We start from the raw sequence: 13457 nt of genomic DNA on the forward strand, positions 1-13457 counted from the left end.
CCATCATCGGCCGAACTGGAAGATCGCCAGCCAGTTGAAACGTCCGAACTGCCTCACTGCTCCCGTATTCATGTCGCCGATCTGAAGCAGGAGCGCATTGGTGGAATTGCCGACCTGGACGATATCGGCGGTATTGCTGAGACCGGACTGACCGACCGCCGCGTTGGTGGTGCCGCCCACCTGGATCACGTTGGCATAATTGCGCGCGCCGTTCTGGATGATCGTCGCATCCACCGTTCCCGTTCCGCCGATCTGGATCACCCGCGCGATATTGACGCGGCTGTTCTCCTCGATCGTGACAGGCTGAACGTTGTCGCCGAATTGCACGATCGTCTCGATGCTCACGTTCCGGTTGGTCACGCTGCGCTGGACCGATCCGGCCGACGCCGGCGTCGCCGCGCCGAGGGCGGCAAAGAGCGCCGCCACGGCCAGAACCCGCGTCAAGACCTCTCTGCCGCACCACATCGCGCTTCCCCGCTGGTTCCCGACGCCGATTAGCTCACGCGCCCCTCAAGGTGCGGTCTGGACAATCGTCGAGTTGTTGACCTTGCTGAACTGCACCACTGCGCCCGTGTTCATGGCGCCGAGCTGGGACACCACACTGGTCGCCGACTGGCCGGTCTGGCCGACGAAGGCGAAATTGTTCGTCCCGGCCTGCCCGACCGATGCCGAATTCGTTCCGCCGAATTGCAGGATGCCCGTGGCATTATTGGTGCCGTTCTGCGTCACTGTCGCACTGGTGCTGCCGCCGATCATGAACACGCCCGCCATGTTGAGCTGGCTGTTCTGGTTCAGCACCACCGGCGGACCGCCGACCGACACGATGGTCTTGATGTCGGCGGTCTGGGCGCCGGCGGGTCCTGCACCGGCGGAGCACAGAGCGAGCATTGCGGCACAGCTGCCTGCCAGGAGACGTTTCATGACGTGCCTCACCACTTCGGAGTTGCTCACGGGGTCTGCTGGAGAACAGTCGAGCCGTTCAGGATCCCGAGCTGCCCGACGCCGGCCGTATTGTTGGCGCCGATCTGGCCGATCAGGCTCGAATTGGAGCCGCCGACCTGGCCGGCCAGCGCCGTGTTGGACGCCGTCGCGGTGGTACCGCCCTGCCCGGTCACCGCGGTGTTGACCGTGAGGAGCGAGCCCGTCTGCAAGGTGGTCGCCGTGTTGGTCGCGCCGAACTGCATCGTCGTGGCGCTGTTGCTGGTTGAGCCCGTCTGCGAGATGAAGGAGCTGTTGGTCGTGCCGAATTGCAGCACGCTGGCCGAGTTGCCGGCCCGGGCATCGACAGCGGTCAAGGCACTGAGCACGGCGGCTGTCGCAACGAGATAGGTGATCCGCATGATGTCCTCCGCGAGAATGAGCGCGCGATCCCTGATGGGTCGGCTGGCCCGGTTGCGGTGCTTTCGACAACGGTCCGGACGCGCCGCGATGTGACGCGTCCGGCCGACGAGGTGGTTCAGTGCGCCGTCTGCGAGACGGTGCTCGTGTTGATGCCGAGGCCGCTGAGCTGGCCGACGGCGGCTGAGTTGTTCTGGAGGGCGGGCGGCCCGAACGAATTCTGGGTGATCGCACTGCCGTTGTTGCCGAAGGCCACCTGGCCGGTGGTCGCCGAGTTCTGCACGCCGGCCTGGTTCACCGTGCTGGCGTTGTTGAGCGACGGCGAGCTGGTGCCTTGCATGGTGCTCGCGCCGTTCAGGATGCCGATCTGAGTCGTCGACGAACTGTCGTTGGTGAGGCCGTTCTGCGTGACGCTCGAGGAGTTCACGACGCCGAGCTGCACCGTGGTCGAAGTATTGGCGGCCTGGGCAGCGGAAGACAGGGCGAACACGGCAACGGAAGCAAGAAACAATTTGCGCATGGAATATCCCTTTCTAACCAAGTTGTCTGACTGGTTTCTGATGCCGTCCTGGAGGAGACCGACATCGTAGGGATGACTCTGAACCGGTCGTGCGCCGTGCGATAGACTGCAGTTCATGCTAGTCGATACGGACTAGACGTCGTGCAGTCATATCGCACCCCGCAAGTCTAGCTCTGCGCAGGTCTGACATCGAAACGCTCGGCCTGTAGTCCTATGCTGTCGATCAATCGCGCTACCTCGATCGGCGAACGTAGCTCCAGCTTTCGCATCATCCGGGCGCGATGGACCTTCACCGTCACCTCGCTGACGCCGAGCTTTGCCGCGATCTGCTTGGCGACGAGCCCTTCGGCCATCAGCAGCATGATCTCGCGCTCCCGCGCCGTCAGTGTCTCGACGCGCTGTCGCGCCTCGCGCACACCGTCCTCTCGCACAAGCCGCCTCCGATCCCGCTCGATACCGTGCCTGATCGCATCGAGGATCTCCTGCTCACGGAACGGTTTTGGCAGAAACTCGACCGCACCGTGCTTCATGGCCTCGACCGAGACGCGCACGTCAGAGTGCCCGCTGATGAAGACGATCGGTATCGGCACGCCAGTTTCCGTCAGCTTGCGCTGAAGCTCGAGCCCGGTCGGCGACGTTCCGGGAAAGCGGATGTCGAGCACCAGGCAGGATGGTCCGTCAGTGAGCGTCTCCGCGAGGAATTCGTCGGTCGAGGCAAACAATCTCACCTGGTGCCCCGTCTCCTCGCAGAGGCTTCCGATCGCGTTTCGTATCTCGATTTCATCATCAACGACATAAACTGTGGCTTGATTTGAACTCATTCCAACAGGCTCCCGGACTTGGCGCTCGATGATCAAGCAACGAGCCATCCATTGTTCTTGCAAGCGATAACAAGGTGCTTGGAGGCATGCGCGATGACCGAGAGAATCTCATCGGCCCGCAGATATCACGTCTTAGAGCCAACACGCCGTGGAGACGAGTGAAGGCGTTCACATATCGGACTTCGTGATTGAAAGAGTTCGACGCAGCGATAGGCGGCGTCACGGCGAGGTGCCATCTGGAGGATGCAGCAGTCCGGCGCTGCGGCCGTGATATTGCCCACTGCGTCATGGCGTCGCCACCCACACGCCAATCGAACGCCCATCGCCTGCAAACCTGACGGGACGTTCAGTCAGCTATCGAGTTTTGATACCGCGCGCGTCGTTTGGAATACGCCCGGTATGCGCGTTGCGCAAATCACGAAAAGTAGCACCCAGCAGACTTTACTACTGGATCATGAAGCGCGCCCGTCCGTCGCCCCGAGACCGGCGACATAAAATCGATAGTTCGATATTGCTTCGATGAAATGCAACCATAGCGCGATAAGCGACCTTTCCGCCAGCAAAGTCATTTTCAGAAGGCGGGCTTTTGATATGCGATTTGTACCTGTCATTGCCTTGTTCGGGACTGCATGCGCCCTCGCCGCGATCTACAGTGCGGGGCCGGACATCATCACTGGCGCTGCCGGACACGCCTCGGACGGCGCGGTTCGCGCCTATCAATCGACGAGGAAGTTCCTCGTGCCTTCCGGCGCGGAAGCTCCGACATTCGGGTCGGATGCGCCAGTGTTCCGCTACGCCGCAATTCAGCGCGGCAGCATTGAGCAGACCGTCACCGTCACGGGCGCCCTGCAACCCGTCAAGACGATCGAGGTCGGTTCGCAACTGTCCGGGCAGCTCGCCCGCGTCTATGTCGACTTCAACGACGCCGTCAGCAAGGACCAGCCGCTTGCCTTGATCGATCCCCGCAGCTTCGCGGCCAAGGTCGACGAGGCCAAGGCGGCGCTGGCGGTCGCCGACTCCTTCGTTGACATCGAGCGGGCCAAGCTCGATCGCGCCAGGATCGATCTGCAAAACGCCAAAGGCAGCAGGGACGTGCTCGCCGCCAAGCTCGACAGCGCCCAGGCGGTCAAGGCGTCGGCGCAGAAGACCTTGCAACGCAAGCTGGCGCTCCAGTCGCAAAATGTCGTGGCAACGTCGACGGTCGACGACGCGCAGACAGAATTCACCGCGCGCGTGGCCCAGGAACGCGAGGCCGAAGTCCTCATGTCCCTCAACGCCTACGCCGTAGACGGCGCGCAGGCCGACGTCCGCCGAATCGAAGCCGAGTTGCAGCAGGCCCGAATGGCGGTGCCGGAGAAGGCAGCCGTTCTCGCTGCGGCCCAGGCCGATCTCGACCGCACCGTGATCCGTTCGCCGATCGACGGCGTCGTCGTCGGCAGGTTCGTCAACGAGGGCCAGACGCTCGCGGTCGGCCTCGAATCCCGCACCACCTTCGTGGTCGCCCACCGCCTGGAAGACATGGAGATTCATGCCCTGGTCGACGAAGCCGATATCGGGCGCATCACCCCCCGCCAGCGCGCCCATTTCACGGTGGATGCCTACCCCGACCGCCGCTTCGAAGCCGTGGTGCGGCAGGTCCGCAAGGCGCCGCAGAACCAGCAGCACGTCGTCACCTACACCGTCGTGCTGTCGACCTCCAATCTCGACGGCGCGCTGCTGCCCGGCATGACTGCTTTGGTGAAGATCGTGATCGAGCGGCAGGACGATGTGCTGAAGGTGCCGCTCGCCGCGCTGCGTTTCCAGCCGTCTGGCACGCCGCCGGACCCAACGGCCGCGCACAGCGGCGTGTGGGTGCGCACTGCGAGCGGCTCGCTCCAACGCATTGCGGTGACGGTCGGAGCGGCCGGCACCGAACAGGTCGCGCTTAGGAGCGGAGACCTCGTCGAGGGTAGCCAGGTCGCCGTCGGCCAGGCCATCCGGCCCGCGGGCATGGAGTTCCTCGGAATCAGGTTCGGATCATGACCGCCCCCCTGCCCCTCATCAGCCTCCGATCCGTGTCCAAAACCTATCGCACCGACGGGGTTGCGGTGGCAGCGGTGCGCAACGTCAGCTTCGACATCGCGCAGGGTGAGATCGTCGCCGTGATGGGACCGTCGGGCTCCGGCAAATCGACGCTGATGAACATGATCGGGCTGCTCGACCTGCCGAGCGAGGGCGCGGTCTATCTCGAGGGAGCCAATGTCGCCGAGCTCTCGGAAGATCGCCGGTCGTTGTTGCGCGCCCGCAGCATCGGTTTCGTGTTCCAGTCCTACAATTTGCTCGCGCGCCACAACGCGATCGAGAACGTCGCGCTGCCGCTGGTCTATTGCGGCGTCGGCCGCAAGGCGCGCCTTGCGCGTGCTGAGACGAGCCTTCAGGCCGTCGGCATGCTGCACCGGGCTCATCACTTTCCGCGGCAGCTCTCGGGCGGCGAGCAGCAGCGCGTCGCGATCGCGAGGGCGCTGATCGCTTCCCCGCTGATCGTGCTCGCCGACGAGCCGACCGGCGCGCTCGATAGCCGCACCGGCGCCGAGATCCTGGCGCTGTTCGCCGCGCTCAACCGCGACGGCCAGACCATCGTGATGATCACGCATGATCCCGGCATCGCGACACAGTGCCGGCGCACCATCCGCCTGCACGACGGCGAGCTCGTCAGCGACGAGACGCTGTTCCAGCTGCTGCCAAAACGGAGCGCTGTGTCATGACGATGCTCCAGGGTTTTCAGATCGCCCTGCACGCCCTGCGCCTCAATCCGCTGCGCAGCTTCCTCACCATGCTCGGCATCGTGATCGGCGTCGCGTCCATCGTGACGGTGTTCGCGATCGGATCCGGTGCGCAGCTTCGCCTCCAGGAACAGATCCGCTCGATCGGCGCCAACGTGCTGATGATCACGCCCGGCGCAGTCTATCAGGGCGGCGTACGCCTCAAGGACGGCAGCAAGCTGACGATGACCGAGAGCGACGTGCAGGCCATCCTCGAACAGATTCCGGAAATCCAGGCCGCGGCCGGCTCGATCGCCGGAACGGCGCAGGTCATCCACGAGAGCAAGAACTGGAACACGACCATCAACGGTACGACGACCGGCCACTTCATGGTGCGGGACTGGCAGCTGGCGACCGGGCGCTATTTCTCCGGCGCCGAAGAGGCCGGCGCCGGCAAGGTCGTGATCCTCGGAAGCACGGTCGCGCGCGAGCTGTTCGCGCCCGGCGACGATCCGATCGGCGCGCAGATCAGGATCATGAAGGTGCCGCTCGAAGTGGTCGGCGTGCTCGATCGCAAAGGTCCGGCGCAGGACGACGTCGCCTTTGTACCGCTCAGCACCGCCAAGCTGCGCTTCCTCGGCAGCGCGAGCAACATCAACCGGGATTCGGTGGCCTACATCATCGCCAAGGTGGCCGCGGACGGCCAGATGGCGGGCGCTCGAACGGAGATCGAAAACCTGCTGCGGCAGCGCCACCGCGTCCCCGCCGGCCAGGACGACGACTTCAAGGTCCAGGACCCGGCCGCCGCCATGGAAGCGCAGCAGGGCGCGATCCGCACCGTGGCGCTCCTGCTCGTCGCCATCGCCTCGGTCTCGCTGCTCGTCGGCGGCATCAGCATCATGAACGTCATGATCGTGTCGGTTACCGAGCGCACGCGGGAGATCGGAATCCGCCGCGCGTTGGGCGGACGGATGCGGGACATCCGGCTGCAATTTCTCTGCGAGGCGCTCGTCCTCTGCCTGCTCGGCGGTGCCATCGGCGTTGCCGGCGGCATCACGCTCTCGATGACGGTCGCCCGCATGGCCGGATGGATCACCTCGATCGACGGTGAGGCGATCGGCCTTGCCCTCGTCTTCTCGATCGCGACCGGCCTTATTTTCGGGTTCTATCCCGCCCACAAGGCATCCCGGCTCAGTCCGATCGATGCGCTCAAGACGGAGTGAGAAGATGCCGGCGGCGGCCACGTCAACCCGAAGACCAGGGAGGAACCAGTCATGAGCCCGGATCCGAAGGATTCGATTACACCGACACCGCGCGAGCGTGAGCTGATGATGTTGATCGCGCGGGGCATGCAGAACAAGAACATCGCCTACGAGCTCAAGATCTCGGAGAACACGGTGCGCGCGCATATCGGCAACATCATGCGCAAATACCGCCTTCAGAACCGGACCCAGATCGCGATCATCTATGCGCTCAAAGCAGCCCCCCTTTCACTGCGCCGCGACCTGGGCAGGAGCGGAGCCAACCCGGCGGCAGTCAAGCCGGCACAGGCTCTCGCGCAGAATCCGCGGGTACCGACCGCGCCGGACTAACGGCCGTGGCCACAATCCCTTGTGCAGCCCGTCGGGCAAAACACCCTAGCCACCGGTCAATGCACGGTCGCAAAAATATTCCACTTTACCGAAATTCGGAAGCGGCGTATTCATCACCACAACCCGGCCCAAGGAAGAGGGGCGTATCGCGATCGTCACGAACGCGGGCCGGACGGCGGTGGACGTTAATTACATCGGCGCGAAGGGTTTCGCAGGGCAGGCAACTGTGAGCAAAGCCGTCGCGCACACGACCGGTGTGATCGGCGTACGGCAAAATCGTGTGGTCCTGACGCCCGGGGTCTGTGCGTCAAGTCTTGCGGTGATGTGGCGGCCCGACCGGGTCCGCGCATCAGCCATCCGCAAGGCGACGGGGGCAATAGTGCATCGCTCCCCGGGGAGAGCACGACATAAGCCGTCAAACCACTGCGCAGGGAAGGCCGGATGTTTTGGCTTCACCTGTATGCCGCTGTGCAAATTCTTGTTGCCACCTTCCGCACAGTGGACCGTGGGCGCCCGGCCGGCACCCGGTCTTCCCTGCGCCCTCTTTCAGTTGAGGGGCGAGGCGACCAGGCAAAGCTCGGGCGAAATGCGCCGCGAGGATGCGATGGTGTGTCTGCAATAAAGGCGCGAACTGAAACGCGACGCCGTCAACCGCAAACTCCGTCATTGCGAGGAGCCCTTGCGACGAAGCAATCCAGACTGCCTCCGCGGAGAGATTCTGGATTGCTTCCGCCTTTGCCAAAGGCTGCGGCGGACAAGTCGCAGCACTCACAATGACGATGCTGAAACAGTTGCGCGCCAAGACTCTGCTCTCGTGCCCCGGACGCTGCGCAGCACGAAGTGATGCGCTGCAGAGCCGGGGCCCATGCATCAGCGAGTGCGCCGGCCTGCTGGGTCCCGGCTCTGCGCCGCACCGCTACGCGCTGCGTCGCGTCCGGGACACGAGACCAACGAGTCCCCTCCCCAGCCCTCTTGCATCGGGCAACCGCCCTTGTAACAAAACCGTCATACAGCAAAACTAAACGATAGCCGGGGGCCGCGGTCGCGGCCGAGCCGCCTCACCGTCAGGAGATTTTGATGCGCCGTTCACTGGTGTTGCTGTCAGCCGGACTGACAGTGTTGTCCACGGGACTTGCTTCCGCTGAGAATAACACGCCCCGTAACCTGATCCTGTTCATCCCGGACGGCCTGCGCGCGCTGAAGGTGACGCCGGAGACGGCACCGGCAATGGCCGAGGTCCGCGACAAGGGTGTCAACTTCAAGAACTCGCACTCGCTGTTCCCGACCTTCACCATGGCCAATGGCTCGGCGATGTCGACCGGCCATTATCTCGGCGACACTGGCGTGTTCTCCAACACGATCTGGACCAACTACACCTCAGTCCCGGCCGGCGACACCGTGGTCCCCTTCATCGAGAACGACGCCGTGCTCGGCGACATCGACGAGCACTTCAAGGGCGACTATCTCAACGAAGAGACCATCCTGAAGCTGGCCCGCGACAAGGGACTGAGCACCGCGGCGATCGGCAAGGTCGGCCCGACCTATCAGTTCGACCACACTGACAAGCCCGAGAAAGCCGGCCTGCATTCGGTCGTGTTCGACGACTCCACCGGCGGCAAGAACGGCGTGGCGCTCTCGGACGAGGTGAAGGCAGCGCTGACCAAGGCCGGCCTCCCCCTCGCCACGCCGCCGCGCGGCGACAATTCCAAGGCGGGCGATGCCAAGACGCCCGGCACCATTGTCGCCAACGTCGCGCAGCAGGCCTATTTCGCCGACGTCGCCGCCAAGGTCGTGCTGCCGATGTTCAAGGCGCGCAACAAGCCGTTCGTGCTGGTGTTCTGGTCGCGCGACCCCGACGGCAGCCAGCACAACACAGGCGACAGCCTCAACCAGATCAAGCCCGGCATCAACGGGCCGACCTCGATGGCCGGCATCAAGAACGCCGACGACAACCTCGCCCAGCTCCGCAAGGCGCTGGACGAGCTCGGCCTTTCCGCCAGCACCAACATCATGGTCCAGGCCGACCACGGCTTCTCGACCATCTCCAAGGAAAGCAAGACCAGCCCCTCGGCCAAGGTCAGCTATGACGACACGCCGAAGGACTTCCTGCCGATGGGCTTTTTGGCGCTCGATCTCGCCAAGACACTCGACCTGCCGCTGTTCGACCCCAACGACAAGAATGCAAAGATCGAGGGCAACAAGCATCCCAAGGCCGGCAACGGCGTGCTCGGCAAGGATCCTGAGAAACCCGACCTCGTCGTTGCCACCAATGGCGGCTCGGACCTGATCTACCTGCCCAACAAGGACAAGAAGCTGGCGGCCAGGACCGTCAAGGCGTTGCTCGAGCAGGATTACGTCTCCGGCCTGTTCGTCGATGACTCGCTCGGCCGCATCCCCGGCACCCTGCCGTTGTCGAGCATCAATCTGCGCGGCAAGTCGGCGACGCCAACGCCGGCGATCGTCGTCAACTTCCGCTCCTATGCCAGCGATTGCGGTGAGGCACCGACCAACTGCTCGGTGCAGGTCGCCGACACCGTGCTGCGCCAGGGCCAGGGCATGCATGGCAGCTTCAGCCGCGGCGACACCATGAACTTCATGGCCGCCATCGGTCCGGACTTCAAAGCCGGCTATGTCAGCGAGATCCCGGTCAGCAACGCCGACGGCGGCATGACCGCCGCCCAGCTGCTCGGCCTGCGCGGTTCGCAGAATGGCGGCCTCGTCGGCCGCGTGATGTCGGAGGCGCTGCCCAACGGCATCGTGCCGAAGGCATTCAAGACCGTGGAGCGGTCGAAGAAGAAGTCCGAGAACGGTCTGGAGACCGTGCTCAATGTCCAGCGCGTCGGCAGCCAGCGTTATTTCGACGCCGCCGGCTTCCCCGGCCGCACGCTCGGCCTCGAGCCGGACACCGACAAACAAAAAACGGCGGGGAAGTAACCCCGCCGTTTTCGCTCGCGCCCCGCAAGGGGCGCGAGAATATCTCGGATATCACATGCCGATGTCGAACACGTTCGGCAATTGGCCCGCCAGAGGCAGCGCGGTGGCGCCCAGGAAGGTCGCCACCATCGCCATCAGGCGACGGTTGTTCTGGCGCTTGCCGCGCATCTGGCCGGCGATCCACTCCAGCATCTCGCTGTTGACCTTCGACGCATAGGACGGCGCCCAGCTCTCGATGTCGGCCTCGGCCGACAGCGCGACGCTGCGCGGCGGCACCTTCAAGCCCGAGGCGCTGGCGGCATAGTGCGCCACGGCCTTGGCCAGCAAATCGTCGAACCGGCCACCGTCGGTGCGCTCGGTCGCGGCTTCGTTGATCTCGAACAGCGCTTCAGCTTCGGCGCGGCTGACCGGCTGGTCGTTGACGGCGGTGGCCGTCAGGATGCGCGTGCACCAGGCGGTGTCATCGGCATCGAGCGAGCGGGAAAAGTGGACCCGGCCCTTGGTGGTCGGGCCTTCGCCCGTGATCACACCGTCGCGCACGATGGAGAGTGCATGGGCCGAGGTATCGCGGCAGGACGGTTCGAGGGACGGCGACTCAACGGACTTCGGCATTGCGGCAGACATAGTTCACTTCCAGATTTCTTCTGATCGACCAGCATTTCCATGCGGGCGTAAAGGGGTGGTTAATGATTCGATACGGGGATCGCGACTTTTCTAGATGGTTGCCAATTGGTCGCTATCAGGACCGTTTTGGTTCTAGAAGCGCCGGGCGAGCGTGATGGAAGTCATAAACGGCTTTATCGGGGCAATCGAGACCGTGCAGCCCCGGTGGAGATGTTTCGCCGCAGGTGCCGCTGTAACAGAAAAGTGCTAGGAGATCGGCCCTTCAGAGAAGGAATTCACATTTTACTTGAAGCGGTTCAGTCGGCGTTCACTTGGGTTCGCAAAGCCCCTATACTGACGGCGACGACCGAAGGTGAATTTTCGAATAAATTCAATACGATGAGGTAGAACCATGACACTTCCGATCGGCACCACCGCCCCCGACTTCGAAGCCGAGACCACCGAAGGGAAGATCAAGTTCCACGATTGGATCGGCAACAGCTGGGCATTGCTGTTCTCGCACCCCAAGGACTTCACGCCGGTTTGTACGACCGAGCTCGGCGCTCTCGCCAAGTTGAAGCCCGAGTTTGACAAGCGCGGCGTCAAGCTGATGGGCCTCTCGGTCGATCCGGTCGACCGCCATTCCAAATGGTCGGAGGACATCAAGGAGACGCAAGGTGCGGCCCCGAACTACCCGATGATCGGCGACACCGATTTCAACGTCTCGAAGCTCTACGAGATGCTGCCGGCCTCGACCTCGGGCGATCCCCTCACCCGCACGCCGGCCGACAACCAGACTGTTCGCAACGTTTTCATCATCGGGCCGGACAAGAAGATCAAGCTGGTGCTGGTCTATCCGATGACCACGGGCCGGAACTTCCAGGAAATCCTGCGCGTCATCGACTCGCTCCAGCTCACCGCGAAGCATCGCGTTGCGACGCCTGCCGACTGGTCGCAGGGCGAGGACGTTATCATCGCGGGCTCGGTCTCCAACGACGAGGCCAAGACGATCTATCCGCAGGGCTGGAAGGAACCGAAGCCCTACATCCGGATCGTGCCGCAGCCGAAATAACCCAGTGACATCCCGGGGCGATGCGTCAGCGTCGCCCCGGACATGACGACGTTGGATCTCAGGCCGCGTGCACGCGGTCCAGGAAACTGTCGACCTCGGCCTTCAGATGCAGGCTTTCGCCCGACAGCGCCTGGGCCGACGCAAACATCCGGCTCGATGTTTCGCCCGTCTCGCTCGCGCCCTCGGCGGCCTGACGGACGTTGATGGCGACCTCGGCCGTACCTGATACCGCGGCGCGAACGCTTGCCACGATGTTGTGGGTCGCACTCCTCTGCTGCTCGACCGCAGCCGAGATCGAGCCGGCGATGCCGCTGATGCGCTCGATGGTCTGGCTGATCGCCTTGATGGCGACAACCGATTCCTCGGTGGCAAGCTGCATGCTGGCGATCTGGTTGGAGATCTCCTCGGTCGCCTTGGCGGTCTGGCCGGCGAGCGTCTTGACCTCCTGAGCCACGATCGCAAAACCACGGCCGGCATCGCCGGCGCGCGCGGCTTCGATGGTGGCGTTCAGCGCCAAGAGGTTGGTCTGCTCGGCAATCGAGGTGATCAGCTTGACGACGTCGCCGATGCGCGCGCCCGCCTCGGAGAGCTGCGCGATGCGCTGGTCGGTCGCCTCGGCCTGCCGCACCGCTTCGGCGGAAATCTGGTTCGACTCCTGCACCCGGCGGGTGATCTCGGAGATCGACTGGGACAGCTCGTCAGAGGCCGAGGCCGCCGAGCGGACGTGCCCGGACGCGTTTTCGGAGGCACCGGCCGACTGCGCCGACAGATCGGCGGTGGAACGCGCGGTATCGGTGAGTTGCCGCGCCGCCCGTTCGAACTCACCGGAGGAGCTCAGCACCTTGTCGAGAATGCCGCCGACGCTGCCGCGGAACTCTTCGACGAAATTGCGTAGCTCCGCCTTGCGCTGCTCGGCCGCGGCAGCCGAAGCCTGCGCCTGCTCGCTGCGCATGCGGGCGCGCTCCAGCGAATTGCTCTTGAACACCGCGACGGTGCGGGCGATCTCGCCGATCTCGTCGGCGCGGTCCTCGCAATCGATCTCGACGTCGCTTTGGCCGTTGGCAAGCGCCGTGAGCGAGCGCGTGACCGAGGTGAGCGGCTTGGTGATGCGGCGGACGACCAGCAAGGTGAGGACCAGGACGAGCAGCGCGGCAATGCCGGCCGCAATCGCCATGCTCTCAATCGCCTGGGCCAGCATACTCTCGTACTGCGCCATGGGGATGCCGACATAGAGGATGCCGGCGACCTTGCCGGCCGCGTCCACGACCGGGAAATAGGCGGTCATGAACGACTTGCCGAACAGGGTGGCCGGGCCCTTATAGGCCTCACCACGGCGCAAGCCGGCCTGCGCCGGATGGTCAGCGGCGAGCTGGGTGCCGACGGCGCGATCGCCGTTTTCCTTTTTCACATTGGTCGAGCGTCGCACGAACTGCCCGCTCGCCTCGTCAAACACGAACAGGGTCGCGTTACCCCCGACATAGGACACCGCGCGGTCGACGATGGCGTGATCTTTGAAGTCCGGCATCTTGGGGATCTCGGCGCGCGCGACCGCGCCATCCCGCATCGTGATCTTGGCGTCGGGAATGACCTCTGCAAAGGCCAGCGCCAAGGTACGCAGATTGACCTCGATGTCGCGCAGCGCACGATCATTGAAGGCGGTGGTCAGCGACCAATAGCCGGCGCCGACCACGAGCGCCGTATTCACGGCGATCAGCAGCACGGCACACAGGACGGCCTTGGTACCTAACTTGAACTGCGGCAAGAACTTCCCCGTCAAAACCTTGGTCAATGGAACCACCCCCGTAATTCCTGCATATACCTGCAGTCGGCTTACGA

13 protein-coding genes are annotated in these 13457 nt (G+C 64.0%); 6 read left to right on the forward strand and 7 right to left on the reverse strand.

Going from position 1 to position 13457, the window contains the following annotated elements:
* Positions 1–3 precede the first annotated feature (3 nt).
* The 5 genes from B5V03_RS21240 to B5V03_RS21260 all read right to left on the reverse strand — a co-directional run bounded on the left by B5V03_RS21240 (position 4) and on the right by B5V03_RS21260 (position 2679).
* Positions 4–444 carry a curlin gene (locus B5V03_RS21240; protein WP_283811542.1) on the reverse strand — a complete coding sequence of 147 codons (441 nt, stop codon included), beginning with the start codon at positions 442–444 and terminating at the stop codon, positions 4–6.
* Positions 445–510: 66 nt separating this feature from the next.
* Positions 511–921 (reverse strand): curlin, encoded by a 411-nt coding sequence (locus B5V03_RS21245; RefSeq protein ID WP_164988171.1) that lies wholly within the window; start codon positions 919–921, stop codon positions 511–513.
* Between the two features lie 26 nt (positions 922–947).
* Positions 948–1340, reverse strand: a complete 393-nt coding sequence (locus tag B5V03_RS21250) for a curlin (RefSeq protein WP_129272336.1) — start codon at positions 1338–1340, stop codon at positions 948–950.
* Positions 1341–1456: 116 nt separating this feature from the next.
* On the reverse strand, positions 1457–1858 hold the full coding sequence (locus tag B5V03_RS21255) for a curlin subunit CsgB (RefSeq protein ID WP_164988172.1): 402 nt from the start codon (positions 1856–1858) through the stop codon (positions 1457–1459).
* A gap of 167 nt (positions 1859–2025) precedes the next feature.
* Complete coding sequence (locus B5V03_RS21260; protein ID WP_129272338.1) at positions 2026–2679, reverse strand: response regulator transcription factor; 654 nt, start codon at positions 2677–2679, stop codon at positions 2026–2028.
* A gap of 591 nt (positions 2680–3270) precedes the next feature.
* Between B5V03_RS21260 and B5V03_RS21265 the strand changes: the two genes are divergently transcribed.
* The 5 genes from B5V03_RS21265 to B5V03_RS21290 all read left to right on the forward strand — a co-directional run bounded on the left by B5V03_RS21265 (position 3271) and on the right by B5V03_RS21290 (position 9946).
* A complete protein-coding gene (locus B5V03_RS21265; protein ID WP_129272339.1) occupies positions 3271–4701 on the forward strand; it encodes an efflux RND transporter periplasmic adaptor subunit in 1431 nt (476 codons plus the stop codon).
* Positions 4698–5423, forward strand: coding sequence for an ABC transporter ATP-binding protein (locus tag B5V03_RS21270; protein ID WP_129272340.1), 726 nt, complete (start codon positions 4698–4700; stop codon positions 5421–5423). The genes B5V03_RS21265 and B5V03_RS21270 overlap by 4 nt, the downstream gene beginning before the upstream one ends.
* Positions 5420–6643, forward strand: coding sequence for an ABC transporter permease (locus tag B5V03_RS21275; protein WP_129272341.1), 1224 nt, complete (start codon positions 5420–5422; stop codon positions 6641–6643). The genes B5V03_RS21270 and B5V03_RS21275 overlap by 4 nt, the downstream gene beginning before the upstream one ends.
* A gap of 51 nt (positions 6644–6694) precedes the next feature.
* On the forward strand, positions 6695–7012 hold the full coding sequence (locus tag B5V03_RS21280) for a response regulator transcription factor (RefSeq protein ID WP_129272342.1): 318 nt from the start codon (positions 6695–6697) through the stop codon (positions 7010–7012).
* Positions 7013–8089: 1077 nt separating this feature from the next.
* Positions 8090–9946: an alkaline phosphatase family protein gene (locus tag B5V03_RS21290; protein ID WP_129272343.1), complete on the forward strand. Its 1857-nt coding sequence runs from the start codon at positions 8090–8092 to the stop codon at positions 9944–9946.
* A 51-nt stretch (positions 9947–9997) separates the two neighbouring features.
* On the opposite strand, the gene B5V03_RS21295 is transcribed toward B5V03_RS21290, so the two are convergent.
* A complete protein-coding gene (locus B5V03_RS21295; RefSeq protein ID WP_129272344.1) occupies positions 9998–10570 on the reverse strand; it encodes a hypothetical protein in 573 nt (190 codons plus the stop codon).
* 391 nt (positions 10571–10961) lie between these two features.
* On the opposite strand from B5V03_RS21295, the gene B5V03_RS21300 reads away from it, so the two are divergent.
* Entirely contained in the window at positions 10962–11621 is a 660-nt protein-coding gene (locus tag B5V03_RS21300; protein ID WP_129272345.1) for a peroxiredoxin, read from the forward strand.
* Between the two features lie 58 nt (positions 11622–11679).
* On the opposite strand, the gene B5V03_RS21305 is transcribed toward B5V03_RS21300, so the two are convergent.
* Positions 11680–13410 carry a methyl-accepting chemotaxis protein gene (locus B5V03_RS21305; protein WP_129272346.1) on the reverse strand — a complete coding sequence of 577 codons (1731 nt, stop codon included), beginning with the start codon at positions 13408–13410 and terminating at the stop codon, positions 11680–11682.
* Positions 13411–13457 lie beyond the last annotated feature (47 nt).

The organism is Bradyrhizobium betae (genome assembly GCF_004123905.1).
GTDB classification, from domain to species: domain Bacteria; phylum Pseudomonadota; class Alphaproteobacteria; order Rhizobiales; family Xanthobacteraceae; genus Bradyrhizobium; species Bradyrhizobium betae_A.